The organism is Nonomuraea sp. NPDC049269 (assembly GCF_043197155.1).
Classification (GTDB): domain Bacteria; phylum Actinomycetota; class Actinomycetes; order Streptosporangiales; family Streptosporangiaceae; genus Nonomuraea.
This window is the reverse complement of the sequence record NZ_JBICSO010000006.1, coordinates 174981-190200: the sequence shown is the minus strand read 5'-3', so window position 1 is coordinate 190200 and position 15220 is coordinate 174981. Positions and strand designations below refer to the sequence as shown.

14 protein-coding genes are annotated in these 15220 nt (G+C 68.6%); 8 read left to right on the top strand and 6 right to left on the bottom strand.

Going from position 1 to position 15220, the window contains the following annotated elements; translation table 11 throughout:
* Positions 1-4: 4 nt before the first annotated feature.
* Both ACGFNP_RS32740 and hppD read right to left on the bottom strand, forming a co-directional pair.
* On the bottom strand, positions 5-1420 hold the full coding sequence (locus ACGFNP_RS32740; protein WP_393325290.1) for a M1 family metallopeptidase: 1416 nt from the start codon (positions 1418-1420) through the stop codon (positions 5-7).
* 145 nt (positions 1421-1565) lie between these two features.
* A complete protein-coding gene (hppD, locus tag ACGFNP_RS32735; RefSeq protein WP_358328397.1) occupies positions 1566-2675 on the bottom strand; it encodes a 4-hydroxyphenylpyruvate dioxygenase in 1110 nt (369 codons plus the stop codon).
* A gap of 103 nt (positions 2676-2778) precedes the next feature.
* Between hppD and ACGFNP_RS32730 the strand changes: the two genes are divergently transcribed.
* The gene (locus tag ACGFNP_RS32730) at positions 2779-3258 is read left to right on the top strand and encodes an Lrp/AsnC family transcriptional regulator (RefSeq protein WP_358328400.1); all 480 of its coding nucleotides are present in this window, start codon (positions 2779-2781) and stop codon (positions 3256-3258) included.
* 145 nt (positions 3259-3403) lie between these two features.
* Positions 3404-5467: a transglycosylase domain-containing protein gene (locus ACGFNP_RS32725; protein WP_393325287.1), complete on the top strand. Its 2064-nt coding sequence runs from the start codon at positions 3404-3406 to the stop codon at positions 5465-5467.
* Here the strand turns inward: ACGFNP_RS32725 and ACGFNP_RS32720 are convergent.
* Entirely contained in the window at positions 5453-7417 is a 1965-nt protein-coding gene (locus ACGFNP_RS32720; RefSeq protein ID WP_393325285.1) for a thioredoxin domain-containing protein, read from the bottom strand. The genes ACGFNP_RS32725 and ACGFNP_RS32720 overlap by 15 nt on opposite strands.
* A gap of 96 nt (positions 7418-7513) precedes the next feature.
* Between ACGFNP_RS32720 and ACGFNP_RS32715 the strand changes: the two genes are divergently transcribed.
* Positions 7514-8665 (top strand): hypothetical protein, encoded by a 1152-nt coding sequence (locus ACGFNP_RS32715; RefSeq protein WP_358328408.1) that lies wholly within the window; start codon positions 7514-7516, stop codon positions 8663-8665.
* On the opposite strand, the gene ACGFNP_RS32710 is transcribed toward ACGFNP_RS32715, so the two are convergent.
* The 3 genes from ACGFNP_RS32710 to mca are packed head-to-tail and all read right to left on the bottom strand — an operon-like array spanning position 8651 to position 10028.
* Positions 8651-8944, bottom strand: a complete 294-nt coding sequence (locus ACGFNP_RS32710; RefSeq protein WP_358328410.1) for a GNAT family N-acetyltransferase — start codon at positions 8942-8944, stop codon at positions 8651-8653. The genes ACGFNP_RS32715 and ACGFNP_RS32710 overlap by 15 nt on opposite strands.
* On the bottom strand, positions 8945-9109 hold the full coding sequence (locus ACGFNP_RS32705) for a hypothetical protein (protein WP_358328413.1): 165 nt from the start codon (positions 9107-9109) through the stop codon (positions 8945-8947).
* A 34-nt stretch (positions 9110-9143) separates the two neighbouring features.
* Complete coding sequence (gene mca, locus ACGFNP_RS32700) at positions 9144-10028, bottom strand: mycothiol conjugate amidase Mca (RefSeq protein ID WP_358328416.1); 885 nt, start codon at positions 10026-10028, stop codon at positions 9144-9146.
* A 134-nt stretch (positions 10029-10162) separates the two neighbouring features.
* On the opposite strand from mca, the gene ACGFNP_RS32695 reads away from it, so the two are divergent.
* The 5 genes from ACGFNP_RS32695 to ACGFNP_RS32675 all read left to right on the top strand — a co-directional run bounded on the left by ACGFNP_RS32695 (position 10163) and on the right by ACGFNP_RS32675 (position 15181).
* Entirely contained in the window at positions 10163-10582 is a 420-nt protein-coding gene (locus ACGFNP_RS32695) for a DUF4307 domain-containing protein (RefSeq protein WP_358328419.1), read from the top strand.
* 108 nt (positions 10583-10690) lie between these two features.
* Complete coding sequence (gene greA, locus ACGFNP_RS32690) at positions 10691-11191, top strand: transcription elongation factor GreA (RefSeq protein WP_219534083.1); 501 nt, start codon at positions 10691-10693, stop codon at positions 11189-11191.
* 137 nt (positions 11192-11328) lie between these two features.
* Positions 11329-12471 (top strand): C40 family peptidase, encoded by a 1143-nt coding sequence (locus ACGFNP_RS32685; protein ID WP_393325281.1) that lies wholly within the window; start codon positions 11329-11331, stop codon positions 12469-12471.
* Positions 12472-12543: 72 nt separating this feature from the next.
* Entirely contained in the window at positions 12544-13065 is a 522-nt protein-coding gene (locus ACGFNP_RS32680) for a hypothetical protein (RefSeq protein WP_393325279.1), read from the top strand.
* Between the two features lie 250 nt (positions 13066-13315).
* Complete coding sequence (locus tag ACGFNP_RS32675) at positions 13316-15181, top strand: phosphoenolpyruvate carboxykinase (GTP) (RefSeq protein ID WP_358328425.1); 1866 nt, start codon at positions 13316-13318, stop codon at positions 15179-15181.
* The last annotated feature ends 39 nt before the right edge of the window (positions 15182-15220 follow it).

Below are 15220 nucleotides of genomic sequence, written 5' to 3'. Positions count from 1 at the left end.
TCCGTCAGTCGGGCTTGGCCGCGGTGAAGAGCCAGGCGTTGAACAGCGAGGTCAGGTCCTTGCCCGAGAGCTTCTCGGCCAGCGCGATGAACTCCTCGGTGGTGACCGAGCCGTATTTGTGGTCGGCCGTCCACGTCTTCAGCAGCTTGAAGAAGGTCTCGTCGCCGATGGCCTTGCGCAGGGCGTGGAGGGTCATCCCGCCCCGGGTGTAGACCGAGTCATTGAACAGGTCACGGGCTTGGGCGCGACCGGGGGGGTATTTCCAGATCGGGTCGCTCGCGGGGCGGGCGTGGAAGGTCTGGAAGAGCTGGTCGGCGGTGTTGGTGCCCTTGTGCTCGGCCCAGAGCCACTCGGCATAGGTGGCGAAGCCCTCGTTGAGCCAGAGGTCCCGCCAGCGCTTGATGCTCAGGCTGTCGCCGAACCACTGGTGGGCCAGCTCGTGCGCGATGATGCTCTGGTCGGGGGCGAAGCCGCCGTAGAGCGGCTTGGTCTGGTTCTCCAGGGCGTAGCCGGCCGCGAAGTCGTCGATCATGCCGCCGGTGGAGGAGAACGGGTAAGGCCCGAAGATCTTGCTCCAGTAGTCGGTGACCTCGCCCGACACGTTGAAGAGGTTGTTGAGCGAGCCGCGGTGCTTGGGATCGACCGCCGCGAAGTTGGGGATGCCACCCGGCGTGCGGCCCTTGTGCAGCTCGAACTTGCCGATCGTGGCGGTGGCGAGATAGCTCACCATCGGGTGCTTCTCGCGCCACCGGAACGTGGTCTTGCCGTCCGCGGTCGTGGGCTCGCCGACCTGCTCGCCGTTGGCCAGCGCGGTCACGCCCTCGGGCACGGTGATGGTGAAGTCGTAGGACGCCTTGTCGGCGGGGTGGTCGTTGGCTGGGTACCAGGTCTTGGCACCGTCGGGCTCGCAGGCCACGAACGCGCCGTCGGGCGTCGGGATGAAGCCGAACGTGCCCAGGTTGGAGGAGTCCTTCACCGGTTTGGGCACCCCGGCGTAGGTCACCTTGACGGCGAACGCGGCCTTGTCGCCGAGCGGCGTCGCGGGCAGCACGCTCAGCTCGCTGCCGGTGCGCGAGAAGATGGCCTTCTCCCCGTTGACCGTGACATCGCTCACCTCGAGACCGGACAGGTCGAGGTTGAAGCGCGAGAGCGGCTGCGTGGTCGTGGCGTTGATCGTCGCCACGCCGTCGAGGTGCTTGCTGCTCGGCGTGTAGCCGATCGCCAGGCCGTAGTGGGAGACGTCGTAGCCGCCGTTGCCGTCGAAGGGGAAGTCGGGGTCGCCGATGCCGGGCGCGCCCATGCTCGCGTTCGGCTGCCGGCTGCCTGAGGCCGCGGGGACGATGGCCCCCTCGGACGGCGCGCAGGCGAGCATGCTCAGAAGCGCCACGAGCGAAGCGACCACGCGCTGGTCAAACCCCATAGGCTGCGCTCTCCCCTTCGCTAAGTGACCGGAATTCTACGCGGAGTCAGGCGTCGACCAGACCGTCTTCGCGGCTTTGCCGGGCAAAGCCTGCTCGCGGGGGTCGAACAGAATCCAGCCTAGGTCGAGGAGGTGCGTGCGCGGGTTAAAGATTGCCCCTGCGCTCCTGCTCCCGCTCGATCGCCTCGAACAGCGCCTTGAAGTTGCCCTTGCCGAAGCCGAGCGAGCCGTGCCGCTCGATGAGCTCGAAGAAGACGGTGGGCCGGTCCTGCACCGGCTTGGTGAAGATCTGCAGCAGGTAACCGTCCTCGTCCCGGTCGACCAGGATCCTGCGCTTCTTCAGCTCCTCGATCGGTGCCCTGACCTGCCCGATACGGCTCCGCAGCTCAGGGTCGTCGTAGTAGGAGTCGGGCGTGTCGAGGAAGCTCACGCCGGCCGCGCGCATGTGGTCGACCGTGGTCAGGATGTCGTTGGTGGCCAGCGCGACGTGCTGCACGCCCGGCCCGCGATAGAACTCCAGATACTCGTCGATCTGCGACTTCTTGCGGCTCACGGCCGGCTCGTTCAGCGGGAACTTGACCTTGCGGGTCCCGTCGGCCACGACCTTGGACATCAGCGCCGAATACTCGGTGGCGATGTCGTCGCCGACGAACTCCGCCATGTTGGTGAAGCCCATCACGTTCTTGTAGAACTCCACCCACTCGTCCATCCGGCCCAGCTCGACGTTGCCCACACAGTGGTCGATGGCCTGGAACAGCCGCCCGGTCCTGGTCGCGGGCGGGGCGACGAGCGGCTCGGCGGGCACGTAGCCGGGCAGGTAGGCGCCGCTGTAGTTGGACCTGTCGACGAGCGTGTGCCGCGTCTCCCCGTAGGTGGCGATCGCCGCGAGCACCACCTTGCCCCGCTCGTCCTCCAGCGTGTACGGCTCCGCCAGCCCGCGCGCCCCCTGCTCGACGGCGTGCCGGTAGGCGCCTTCCACGTCCGGCACCTCGAGGGCCAGGTCGATCACCCCGTCACCGTGCTCGGCGACGTGCCCGGCCAGGTCGGTCCCCGGCCGGATCGAGGCCCTGAACTCGAACCTGGCGCCCCCCGAGGTCAGCACGTAGGCCACCTCGTCGCGGCTGCCGTTCTCCGGCCCGCGATAGGCCGTCAACCGCATGCCGAACGCGGTCGAGTAGTAGTGAGCCGCCTGCCTGGCGTTGCCCACGGCGAACACCACGGCGTCCATCCCATTGACCGGAAAAACATCGCTCATAGCACCAATCCTCGAATTTCCTCGACGAGTTGTGCAACAGAAGCTTCGTAGGCTGGACAATCTGCATAGTCTTAACCGCGAATGATCGGGAGATCTGTACACCATGACGATCGACCAACTGGACGCCCGGCTGATCGCGCTGCTGGCCGCCGAGCCGCGCCTGGGCGTGTTGGAGTGCTCGCGCCGGCTCGGCGTGGCCCGCGGCACCGTGCAGGCCCGGCTCGACCGGCTGATCGACAGGGGAGTGATCACCGGGTTCGGGCCGGACATATCGCCCGAGGCGCTCGGCTACGACGTCACCGCGTTCGTGACGATGGAGATCAGGCAGGTCGCCGGGCACGACCCGGTGGCGCACCGGCTGGCCCACATTCCCGAGGTGCTGGAGGTCCACACGATCACGGGCGGCAGCGACCTGCTCTGCCGGGTGGTGGCCCGGACGAACGCCGATCTGCAGCGGGTGATCGATCGGATCGTCGAGGTTCAGGGTGTTCTCAGGACTTCTTCGATCATCGCCCTCGACACTCCTGTTCCCTACCGCGTATTGCCATTGGTGGCGAATGTTCCGCAGCGTGTTACGCGCTAGTCGTACTATCGCGGGAGGGGATGAGGCACCGGTACCGATCGCTTAGCCTTGACATTCTCCCAGCTAACGGGGGTGTGATCGGGGGTCGTGGGTGCGGAGTGGTGGTGAGAAAGGCATGGGGAAGCGCCGGATCCTTCGACGCCTGTTGATCGTATTCGGCGCCGGGATCGTCTTGGCCATAGGCCTGTTCGCCGTCGCGTGGGCGATGACCCCGATCCCCGACAGCACGCAGAAAGAGGCCACGGCCCAGGGGTCGGTGATCTACTACCGCGACGGCAAGACCGTGCTCGCGAAGAAGGGCATCGACCGCAGGACCGTGCCGCTGGCCAAGGTGCCCCAGCACGTACGCGACGCGGTGATAGCGGCCGAGAACCGCTCGTTCTACGAGGACGGCGGCGTCTCCGTCAAGGGCACCGTGCGGGCCGTGTGGTCCACCGTCTCCGGGCAGCAGCTCCAGGGTGGCTCGACGATCACCCAGCAGCTGGTCCGCAACTACTACAGCGGTCTCAGCCAGGAGCGGTCCATCGCCCGCAAGTTCAAGGAGATCATGATCTCCATCAAGGTCGACCAGTCCAAGTCCAAGGACTGGGTCCTTGAGCAGTACCTCAACACGATCTACTTCGGCCGCGGCGCCAACGGTGTCCAGGCGGCCGCGCAGGCGTACTTCGGCAAGAACGTCGACAAGCTGAGCGTGGCCGAGGGCGCCTACCTGGCCGCGGTGATCCAGCAGCCCAGCCGCTTCGCCGACCCCAAGGGCGCCGATCTCGCCGCCGCCGAGGCTCGCTGGCGGGCCGTGATCGACGCCATGCGCCAGACCGGCTCGCTCACCGCCGAGCAGGCCGCCGCCCAGACGTTCCCGCCGCTCAAGGCGCCGAAGCGGCCTTTCGAGCTCAAGGGCCAGGCCCAGTACATGCTCGACCAGGTCACCGCCGAGCTGAACCGGCGCGGCTACACCGACGAGGACATCAACGGCGGCGGGCTCAGGGTCGTCACCACGTTCGACAAGAAGCTCATGCAGGCGGCCGAGAGCGCGGTCAAGAACACGCTGCCCGAAGCGACGCCCAAGAAGGTGCGCACCGGGCTGGCCGCCGTCGATCCGGCCACCGGCGAGGTGGTCGCCTTCTACGGTGGCCGTCCCGACCGCTCCGAGTACGACAACGCCTTCTCGGCCAAGGTGATGGCCGGCTCCACCTTCAAGCCGTACACGCTGGCCGCCGCGCTCAACAACGGCTTCGACCTGTCCACCCGGGTCAACGGCAACTCGCCGATGCGCGTGGCCTCGGCGACCAAGCCCATCCCGAACGACAGCGACCGCTCGTACGGCGAGATCAACCTGATCAGCGCCACCCAGAACTCCGTCAACACCGCGTTCGTCGACCTCGGCCAGAAGGTCGGCCTCGACAAGGTGGCCGCCACCGCGGAGGCGGCCGGCATCCCGGAGGCGCAGCTCAAGCAGCACGAGGCGGCCGCCACGTTCCCGCTCGGCGTCGCCTCGGTGAGCGCCGTGCAGAACGCCTCCGGCTTCTCCACCTTCGCCAACGGCGGCGTCCACATGGAGGCGCACGTCGTGAAGTCGGTGGCCCGTCCCAACAGCAAGAAGAACGTGGTCGATCCCACCTCGACCCAGGTGGTCAGCGAGCAGGCCGCCGCCGACACCACGTACGCCATGCAGCAGGTCGTCAAGTACGGCACGGGCACCGCGGCCAGGCTGTACGACCGCCCGGTGGCCGGCAAGACCGGCACGACGGACAGCTCCAAGGCGGTCTGGTTCAACGGCTTCACGCCGCAGCTCGCCGTCGCGGTCGACATGTTCCGCGACGACAACAAGCCGGTCGAGATCCCCGGCTACGGGGTGCAGTTCGGTGGCCAGCTGCCCGCGCAGGTCTGGCGGGCGTTCATGACCGAGGCCATGGCGAACAAGCCCGTCATGGAGTTCCCGGAGCCGTCCGACTACGGCTACGGCTCCGAATGGGGCCGGCCCGACCAGCAGCAGGACACGCCGCAGGACACGCCGCAGACCCAGCAGCCCGACCCGTGGGCCACGCCCACCCCCGACACCCCCGAGCCGTCGGTCACGGAGGCGCCCACCACGCAGGAGCCCGAGACCCAGGATCCGCCGCAGCAGAACGACACCGGCCAGCCCACCGGCGACCCGGCCGTTCCCACGGCCGGGCCCGACGGGAACGACGGCCGGTCACCGGTCGGCTAGCTCGGCCCGCAGCTCCTCGGGGGTGGTGACGGGCATCCGGCAGGTGAAGTCCCGGCACACGTACGCGGCAGGGGATCCGCCGACCGTCCCGCGGCCCTCCAGCAGCGCGGGGCCGTCCGGCGGCGCTCCCTCGCCGTCTCCCAGCGCGACGACCAGGCCGGGAACGTCCGCCAGCAGCGCCTCGCGGTGCAGCGCCCGCGTACGCGGGTCGTCCGGCGGCCCGACGACCGCCACCTCGACCGGACCGTCGAGCGCCGCCCGCGCCACGGCCAGCCCCCAGCCGGCGAACCTCGCGTGCCCGGTGGCCAGCACGGACACCGTGCCCAGCGCCGCGTAGGCGGCCTCACGGTGCCGCGTGGACCCGGTCAGCGCCGAGTAGGCGAGCAGCGCCCCGGCCGCCGCGTACTGGCCCGACGGGGTCGCGTTGTCGGTGGGATCCTGCGGTCGCTGGAACAGGCGTTCGGCGTCGTCGGCCGTGTCGTAGAACCCGCCCACGTCGTCGCCGAACCGGTCGAGCACGGTGTCGAGCAGCGAGCCCGCCAGCCGGTGCCAGCGCGTCTCGCCGGTCACGCCGTAGAGGGCGATCAGCCCCTCGGCCAGGTTCGCGTAGTCCTCCAGCACGCCGGCGTTGCGGCCGGCCCGTCCGTCGCGTGAGGTCCGCAGCAGTCTGCCGCCGTCCATGTGCACGTCTTCGAGCAACTCCGCCGCCTGCCGGGCGGCGTCCACCAGGTCCGGCCGGTCGAACACCGTGCCGGTCTCGGCCAGCGCGGCGATGGCCAGCCCGTTCCACGAGGCCACGACCTTGTCGTCACGTCCCGGGCGGACCCGCCCGCCCCGGGCGGCGAGCAGCCGGGCCCGGACGTCGTCGAACCGCGCGGCGTCGTCCGGGTCGGCGAGCAGTTGCAGCACGGACGTGCCGTGCTCGAACGTGCCCCGCACCTCGAAGAGCCGGGTGGCCCATTCCCCGTCGTCGTCGCCGAGCACCTCGCCCAGCTGCTCCGGCGTCCAGACGTAGAACCTGCCCTCCTCGCCCTCGCTGTCGGCGTCGAGCGCCGAGGCGAAGCCGCCCTCCGCGGTGCGCATCTCGCGCAGCAGCCAGTCGGCCGTCTCCAGGGCGACCCGCCGGGCGAGGGGCTCCCGGCTCGCCTTCCACCAGTGCGTGTAGACGCGCAGCAGCAGCGCGTTGTCGTACAGCATCTTCTCGAAGTGCGGCACCACCCAGCCCGCGTCGACGCTGTAGCGGGCGAAACCGCCGCCGAGCTGGTCGTACATCCCGCCGCGCGCCATCGCGTCCAGCGTGCGGCCGCTCATCTCGCTCTCCCCGGAGCGCAGCAGGAACTCCAGCACCATCGACGGCGGGAACTTGGGCGCCCCGCCGAACCCGCCGCGCTCCTTGTCGAACGACTCCCGCAGGTTCGCCACGGCCAGCGCCAGCGTCTCCTCGCCGGGCAGCGGCCCGCTGGGCAGTGTCGTGTGCGCGTTGAGCGCCTCGACCACCTTCGACCCCTGCTCCGTCACGGTCGCCCGGTCGCCGGTCCACGCGTCGTGCACGCCTCGCAGCAGCCGCTGGAACTGGGCTCGCGGGAAGTAGGTGCCGCAGTAGAACGGGTGACCCTCAGGCGTCGCGAACACCGTCATCGGCCAGCCGCCCTGGTGGATCATGGCCTGGGTGGCGGTCATGTAGACGGCGTCGACGTCGGGCCGCTCCTCGCGGTCCACTTTGACGTTGACGAAGTGCTCGTTCATCAGCCGCGCGGTGCCGGCGTCCTCGAAGCTCTCGTGTGCCATTACGTGACACCAGTGACACGCTGAGTAACCAACGCTGATCAGCAGCGGCACATCGCGCCGGCGCGCCTCGGCGAAGGCCTCCTCGCCCCAGGGGTGCCAATCGACGGGGTTGTCCGCGTGTTGCAGCAGATAAGGGCTCGTCGCGTCCTTCAAGCGGTTCATCAGGTCCTCCCTTGTGCACTCTACGACCACGCCCGGCGGACACGGGGTGGGCGGCAACACGTGTGGTGGGGACGGCGGGGGCGTAGGTTACGGAGCGTGGATCTGGACTTCGTGTGCACGCATGCGGGGCGCCCCGCCGCCGCCCTCACCCGCAGGGATGTGGCCCGCGCGCTGCTCGCCGTGCCCTCAGGGGTGGCGCTGGTGGCGCTGCCCGACCTGCGGCGCTCGTTGATGGCCGCGGGCAACCCGCTCTCGCTGGCGTTCTGGGACTCGGCCCGGTCGACGCTCGGCATGATCGAATCGGGCGCCGCCACGGTCGGCGACGTGCAGCGCTGGGTCGAGTCGACCGGCACCGAGCCGATGCTGATGACGCCCGGCTACTTCGTCTGGCCGGAGGAGGACGAGCGCGGGCCGGTGGCCGAGGAGATGTTCTCGCTGCTCGTGGCGTATCTGGAGGAACGCGTCAGCGCGGGTGAGATCGACCCCGACGCGCTGGTCGTGGGCGATCCTGAGGCCCGCAGAACGTACGAGGACCTGCAGGAACGCTGGCTGAGCGCGCCGCAGCCCGACGGCCGGGTGCCCGGGTTCGCGGTCAGTGACGAGCAGGACGAGGAGCTGTTCGCGGCCTGGGACGAGGAGGAGGCGTTCGCGCTGGCCGAGCTGCGGCGGATCGTCGCCGAGCTGCCCAAGCCGCCCGAGCTGCCCGCCGTCGAGCTGCGGCGGGCCGGGATGCGGCTGCGCGAGCTGATCGGCCTGCCCGGCTATCCGGCGAACGTGCTGCGGGCCTGCGCCGGGCTCGACGACCGGCCGATGCCCGACGACGACGGTGAGCTCTGGCTGTCGGTGGCGGCCGGCATCGCCGGGCCCATCGCCGATCTGTCGGAGGCCGGAGACAGCCTGGAGGAGTTCGCGGACCTCGACGGCGACCTCAGTCACGAGGACTCCGTGCTGGCCAACCTCTGCGCCATCCAGCACGCCGACTGGCTGGCCGCGGTGGCGGCCCTGACCAGGCTCGGTCCCGGAGTGCTCGCCTCGCCCGAGCGGCTGGCCCGCCTCATCGCCGAGTCGGAGGACATCGACATCGACGACCAGGACGCCGACGACCTCGACGCCACCGAGCGCCTGTTCGTGCCGGTGGTGAGCCTGTGGGGCTACCTGGGCATCGTCGACACCGAGGAGGTGCTCACCCCGCTGGGCTGGTGGGGGCTGCCGAAGGCGCTCGAACGCGCCTGGTCACCCTCCGACTGAGTCGTCGACCAGGTCCTTGTACGGGGGATGACGCTCGATGTACTTGGCCACGTAAGGGCAGAGTGGCACCACTCGCAGGCCGGTGTCCCTGCTCGCGTCGAGCGCGTGCCCGACCAGCTTGCCGGCCAGGCCCTGGCCCTCGTACTCGGGCCGCACCTCGGTGTGCGTGAAGACGATCTTCGTGGGCAGCAGCCGGTAGTCGGCGAACCCGGCGACCGTGCCGTCCACGAGGATCTCGAACCGGCTGTGCTCGGTGTTGTCGACTATTTCGACCGGCATCTATTCGGCCTTCTTGTCGTCGATATCGGCCGCCCTGGGTACCTGGATCTTCGACATCTGCTTGTTCATCGATTTGATCAGGATGTACAGGGCGACACCGATGAGGGCGACGACGACGAAGCCGAGCAGGCCCGGACTCACATCACCCGCTACGAGAGTTGTCACCCCTTCAGTCTGCCACCGAGGGGTCATGCTCCGGTCAGTGGCAGGCGGGGGAGACCTCTTCTGCGTGGATGCCCGTGAACAGATCGTCCTCCGGCAGCTCGGTGTCGACCAGCGAGCGCGCCAGGTGATAGTCCTCGGTCGGCCAGATCTCGCGCTGGAGGTCACGCGGGCAGACGAACCAGAAGCCGTCGGGATCCACCTGGGTGGCGTGCGCGAGCAGCGCCTCGTCCCGCAGCTCGAAGTAGTCGCCGCAGGGCACCCGGGTCGTCACCGGCCACTTGGCGGGCCGGTCCTCCCAGCGGGAGATCCAGTCGGAGTAGGGGGAGCCCATGCCGCGCGTGGTCATCGCCTCGTGCAGCGCCTCGAACCGCTCCTTGGTGAAGCCCATCTGGTAGTAAAGCTTCAGCGGCTGCCACGGGTCGCCCGTGCCCGGGTAGCGGTCGGGGTCGCCGGCCGCCTCGAACGCCTCCACGGAGACCTTGTTCGTCATGATGTGGTCGGGGTGCGGGTAGCCGCCGTCGTCGTCGTAGGTCAGGATCACGTGCGGCCTGAACTCACGCACCGCGGCGACAAGGGGCGCGGAGGCGTCTTCGAGCTTCTGCAGCGCGAAGCAGCCCTCGGGCAGCTCCTCCTCCTCGCTCTCCGGCAGACCGGAGTCGACGAAGCCCATGAACTCCTGCCGGACGCCGAGGATCTCGCGCGCGCGGGCCATCTCGGCCTTGCGGACCTCGCCGATGTTGTCGACGATCTCCGGCCGGTCCATCTTGGGGTTGAGCACCGAGCCGCGCTCACCGCCGGTGAGCGTACAGACCAGCACTTCCACGCCTTCGCGGACGTAGCGCGCCATGGTGGCGGCGCCCTTGCTCGACTCGTCGTCAGGATGGGCGTGGACGGCCATCAGCCTCAACGGTGCACTCACGGGCTCGATGTCTCCTCAGTTGGACCGATCACTTGCCCAGACAGGTTAGGTTCTGCTGGGCGGTCGCGAGGGCGTGACCCCCTCGGGCGACAATTGTCTCGGATAACGCTGAGGGAGTGCAGGGAGATTCCGCCATGGCCACCGAAGATGTCGAGAACCGTCCAGTTCTCGGCACACCCGACGACTTCCCCGACCGTCCCGAGCGACGGGGCCGTTTCGTCGTGCACGTCGTCATCGGCGTGCTGGTGGCCATCATCGCAGGTGGCTGGGGCTACGTGATGTGGTCGATGACCGGCGGCAACACCGGGGCCGTCCCGCAGGTGGTGTCGTTCGTGGTAGACCGTCCGAACGAGGCCGAGATCATCTTCGAGGTGAGCAAGCCGGACGACCGGGCGGCCATATGCCGTATCAGGGCAGTCGATGTCAACCACGCAGAAGTGGGCAGCAGGGAAGTAAGAATTCCGGCCGGTGCGGGTAGTAAGCAGCTCAAAGAGCGCTTGGACACGAGTGCCCAGGCCGCATCCGTCCACATCCAGTACTGCAATCTCGTATAATGAGACGTTTGAGGAAGCGTTCGAGCTGTTGAGTTGTTAGCCTTTCGCAATTCAACCGTACGCAACCTCGAGTGATCTCAGGGCCCCCTAGGCAAGCAAGGAGAACCCGTGGCCGACTCTCGCGATGAGAACGTCACATGGCTGACGCAGGAGGCGTACGACCGTCTCAAGGCGGAGTACGAATACCTCTCGGGCCCAGGGCGCGTCGACATCGCCAAGAAGATCGAGGCCGCCCGTGAGGAAGGTGACCTGAAGGAGAACGGCGGCTATCACGCGGCCAAGGATGAGCAGGGCAAGATGGAGGCCCGCATCTTCCACCTCCGGCAGATCATCGACAACGCCAAGGTGGGAGAGGCACCGAAGACCGAAGGGGTCGTCGGCCCCGGCATGACCGTGACGATCCGGTTCGTCCGCGACGACGACGAGGTGACCTTCCTGCTCGCGTCCCGGGAGGAGAGCGGCGCTCCGATCGACGTGTATTCGCCGAAATCGCCCCTTGGGGCGGCGATCAATGGTAAGAAGATCGGCGAGAAGGCGACCTATTCCATGCCCAACGGTCGCCAGAACACCGTCGAGATCCTCGAGGCCGTTCCGTACATCGGCAACTGACTTCAGAAGAGACGACCCGCCGGGCCAACGTCGGCCCGGCGGATTTTTCGCGTTCCTCCGGTATTCGGCAGGACCTCAGCTTCCTGGTCCGCTCCAGGAAGCGGCGTGACCACCACAAGCTGGTCCCGTTCATCGTGGTGTCGCTCGTCGCGGTGCTGACCGCCGACCTGATGCTGCTCGTGCAGGCGAGCGAACGGCAGGCGGTCGGGCAGCAGCCCGCGGCCGCCGTGCGGCAGCAGCAGCACCGTCCGGAGCCCCAGAAGACCCTGGCGGCCGAGGAGAACAAGCAGGGCAACACCCCGCAGCCGGTGAAGCCGCTGGGCCAGTTACACAAGCCCAACCTCTTCGTGGTCACCCGTAAGCCGCTGACCAACGAACTGCTGCGCAAGGTCGCGCGGGTGAGCGGGGTGACCGCGCTGGAGCTGGCCGACGCCGCCTCGATCACGCTCGACGGGAAGCGGGTGCAGACCCTGGCGGTCGACCCCTCGACCTTCCGCGCCTACACCCCCAAGGTGACGGCGGCCTCCGACGCGCTGTGGAACAACGTGGCCGCCGGTGACGTGGCGGTCTCGTTCGTGCTCGGCAACGACGGCGGGCTGAGCCTGCACAGCCGGGTGAGCGGGCCCGCGGGGTCGCTGCGCATCGGGGCCTACGCCACGACCGGTTTCGGGGCGGTCGACGCCGTCGTCTCCCGCGAGGTCGGGCGGACGCTCGGCCTGCCGCACGACAACGCGCTGATCGTGAGCGCGCCGAAGACCAACTCCGACAAGCTGCGCAAGGCCCTGCTCAAGGTGCTGGGCAAGGGCACCCAGGTGGCCATGGTCAACCCGGTGCTGCCCCCGGCGCAGGCCAAGGTCCGCACCTATGCGGCCGGCTCGTTCATGAGCGGCGAGCAGATCACCGTCGCGCTCAGGGCCGCCGCCTCCAAGCTGGGCAGGCCGTACGTGTGGGGCGCGGAAGGCCCTGACACCTTCGACTGCTCGGGCCTGGTCCAGTGGGCCTTCGCGCAGGCGGGGGTGCGCGTGCCGCGGGTGACGCACCAGCAGTGGCTGGCCGGGCCGCAGGTGCCGCTCGCCCAGATCCAGCCGGGCGACCTGATCTTCTGGCGCCTCGACCCGACCAATCCCGGCTACATCTCGCATGTGGCGATCTACTGGGGCGGCGGCAAGATGGTGGTGGCCCCGCGCACCGGCGACGTGGTCAAGATCGCCCCGATCAACACCCGGAACCTGGCCGGAATCGTCCGGGTCAGCCCGGCGCTCGCGGCGCGCGTTCGCTGACGAAAGCTTTACCGCGAAAGAGACCCTCCTTCGGCACGTGCTTTTTCCGCGCAACCATGTAATTGTGATTACATGGCAACTGATGAAGCAACGGCCCCGATCAAGGGCTGGTTCACCGGGCGGCTGCCCGAGGGATGGTTCACCGGAGCGCCGGAGATCGTCAGAGACCGCGAGGAGATCGCGGTGCTCGGCACGCTGCCGGAGCCCGACTTCGAGGGATCGGACACTGAGAGGGCGGCCCTGATCGAGGGGCTCATCGGGCGGTTCAGGGAAGAGACCCGCGAGCGCCGCATCGAGATCGCCAAGGAGGCCGAACGGCGATTCGGGCAGAAGGTCTCCTGGGGCGTCGTCTGCGGTGATACGACTGTGATGTTCACCACTCTTTCCGTGCCCGTCATGACCCGCCTGCGGCAGCAGGAACGCCAGGTGCTCGACACGCTCGTCGCCGCCGGCGTGGCCCGGAGTCGCAGCGACGCGCTGGCCTGGTGCGTACGACTCGTCGGAAAGAACACCGACACCTGGCTGTCCGAATTGCGAGACGCGTTGCAACACGTCGACCGAGTTCGCTCCGCAGGGCCGGACGTCAATTCCTGAGAGTGCGCAGGAGAAACTCCCCGGCGAATGGACTAAACCACTTGCGAAATTGGTTTAGACCAGCCGCATTCGCCGGGACGGTGGGTGAGTCGATTTCTTTTGAAACCGCTTCGCCGGGGTAGGCTCCCCCAATCATCAAGGCCGCAGCCTGCGGCGACGGTGGAATCCAGGCATAGGTCTATGCCAATTGGCTTTTCGCCGCCGTCGTCGTGAATGATGTTTGGGCCTGAAGAGTGGAGGAGCCGTAGCCGTGTCCGTTTCCGTGGAAGTACCCGCCCCGACGAGCAATGCCGAATTGGTCGCCTGGGTGAACCAGATCGCCGCATTGACCCAGCCCGACCGGATCGAGTGGTGCGATGGCTCGGAGGAGGAGTGGACGCGCCTGACCAACCTGCTCGTCGAGCAGGGCACGTTCACGCGCCTGGCCCAGCGGCCCAACAGCTTCTACGCCAAGTCCGACCCGACCGACGTGGCCCGGGTGGAGGACCGGACGTTCATCTGCTCCGAGCGCTCGGAGGACGCCGGGCCGACGAACAACTGGGTTGCGCCCGCCGAGATGCGCCGGACGTTCGGCGAGCTGTTCAAGGGCAGCATGCGCGGCCGGACCATGTACGTCGTGCCGTTCTGCATGGGCCCGCTGGGCGGCGAGATCTCCCAGCTCGGCGTCGAGATCACCGACTCGGCGTACGTGGCCGTGTCGATGCGCGTCATGACCAGGATGGGGGAGCGCGCGCTGCGCCTGATCGAGGAGCGCGGAGCGGCGCGAAAGGCCGGAGAGAGCGAGGAACGAGCCAACGGAGGCCGCAGCAAGCGCGACCATGAGCAGAGCGAGTTCGTCAAGTGCGTCCACTCCGTCGGCGCGCCGCTGGCGCCCGGCCAGGAGGACGTGCCGTGGCCGTGCAGCTCGACCAAGTACATCAGCCACTTCCCGGAGACCCGCGAGATCTGGTCCTACGGGTCCGGCTACGGCGGCAACGCGCTGCTCGGCAAGAAGTGCTACGCCCTGCGCATCGCCAGCGTCATGGCCCGCGACGAGGGCTGGCTGGCCGAGCACATGCTCATCCTCAAGCTGACCCCGCCCTCCGGCGAGACCCGCTACATCGCGGCCGCCTTCCCGAGCGCCTGTGGCAAGACCAACCTCGCCATGCTCCAGCCGACGATCCCCGGCTGGAAAGTCGAGACGGTCGGTGACGACATCGCCTGGATGCGGTTCGGCGACGACGGCCGCCTCTACGCCATCAACCCCGAGGCCGGCTTCTTCGGCGTCGCGCCCGGCACCGGCGAGGTCACCAACGCCAACGCGGTCAAGACGCTCTGGGGCAACAGCATCTTCACCAACGTCGCGCTGACCGACGACGGCGACGTGTGGTGGGAGGGGCTCACCGCCGAGCCCCCCGCGCACCTGACCGACTGGAAGGGCCGCTCGTGGACGCCGGAGTCCGATGAGCCCGCCGCCCATCCGAACGCGCGCTTCACCACACCCGCCGCCCAGTGCCCGACCATCGCCCCCGAATGGCAGGACCCCAAGGGCGTGCCCATCTCGGCGATCCTGTTCGGCGGCCGGCGCGCCACCGCGGTGCCGCTGGTCACCGAATCGCTGAGCTGGGAACACGGCGTCTTCCTCGGAGCCAACGTCGCCTCCGAGAAGACCGCCGCCGCCGAGGGCAAGGTCGGCGAGCTGCGCTACGACCCGTTCGCGATGCTGCCGTTCTGCGGCTACAACATGGGCGACTACTTCGCCCACTGGCTGGAGATCGGCCGCCGCAAGAACGCCAAGCTGCCGCGCATCTACTACGTGAACTGGTTCCGCAAGAACGCCGACGGCAAGTTCATCTGGCCCGGCTTCGGCGAGAACAGCCGCGTGCTCAAGTGGATCGTGGACCGGCTCAACGGCGAGGCCAAGGCCGTGCCCACCCCGATCGGCCTGCTGCCGGAGGGGCTCGACGTCGAGGGCCTGGACCTGCCGGAAGAGGACCTGCGCACGCTGCTCTCGGTCGACCGCGAGGTGTGGCGGGAGGAGGCGGCGCTGATCCCGGCGCACTTCGACACGTTCGGCTCGCACCTGCCCAAGGAGCTGTGGGAGGAGTACAACGATCTGCTCGACCGCCTGAGCTGATCCACCGGCACCGACCGCGCCGGCCGTCTTCGTGACGGT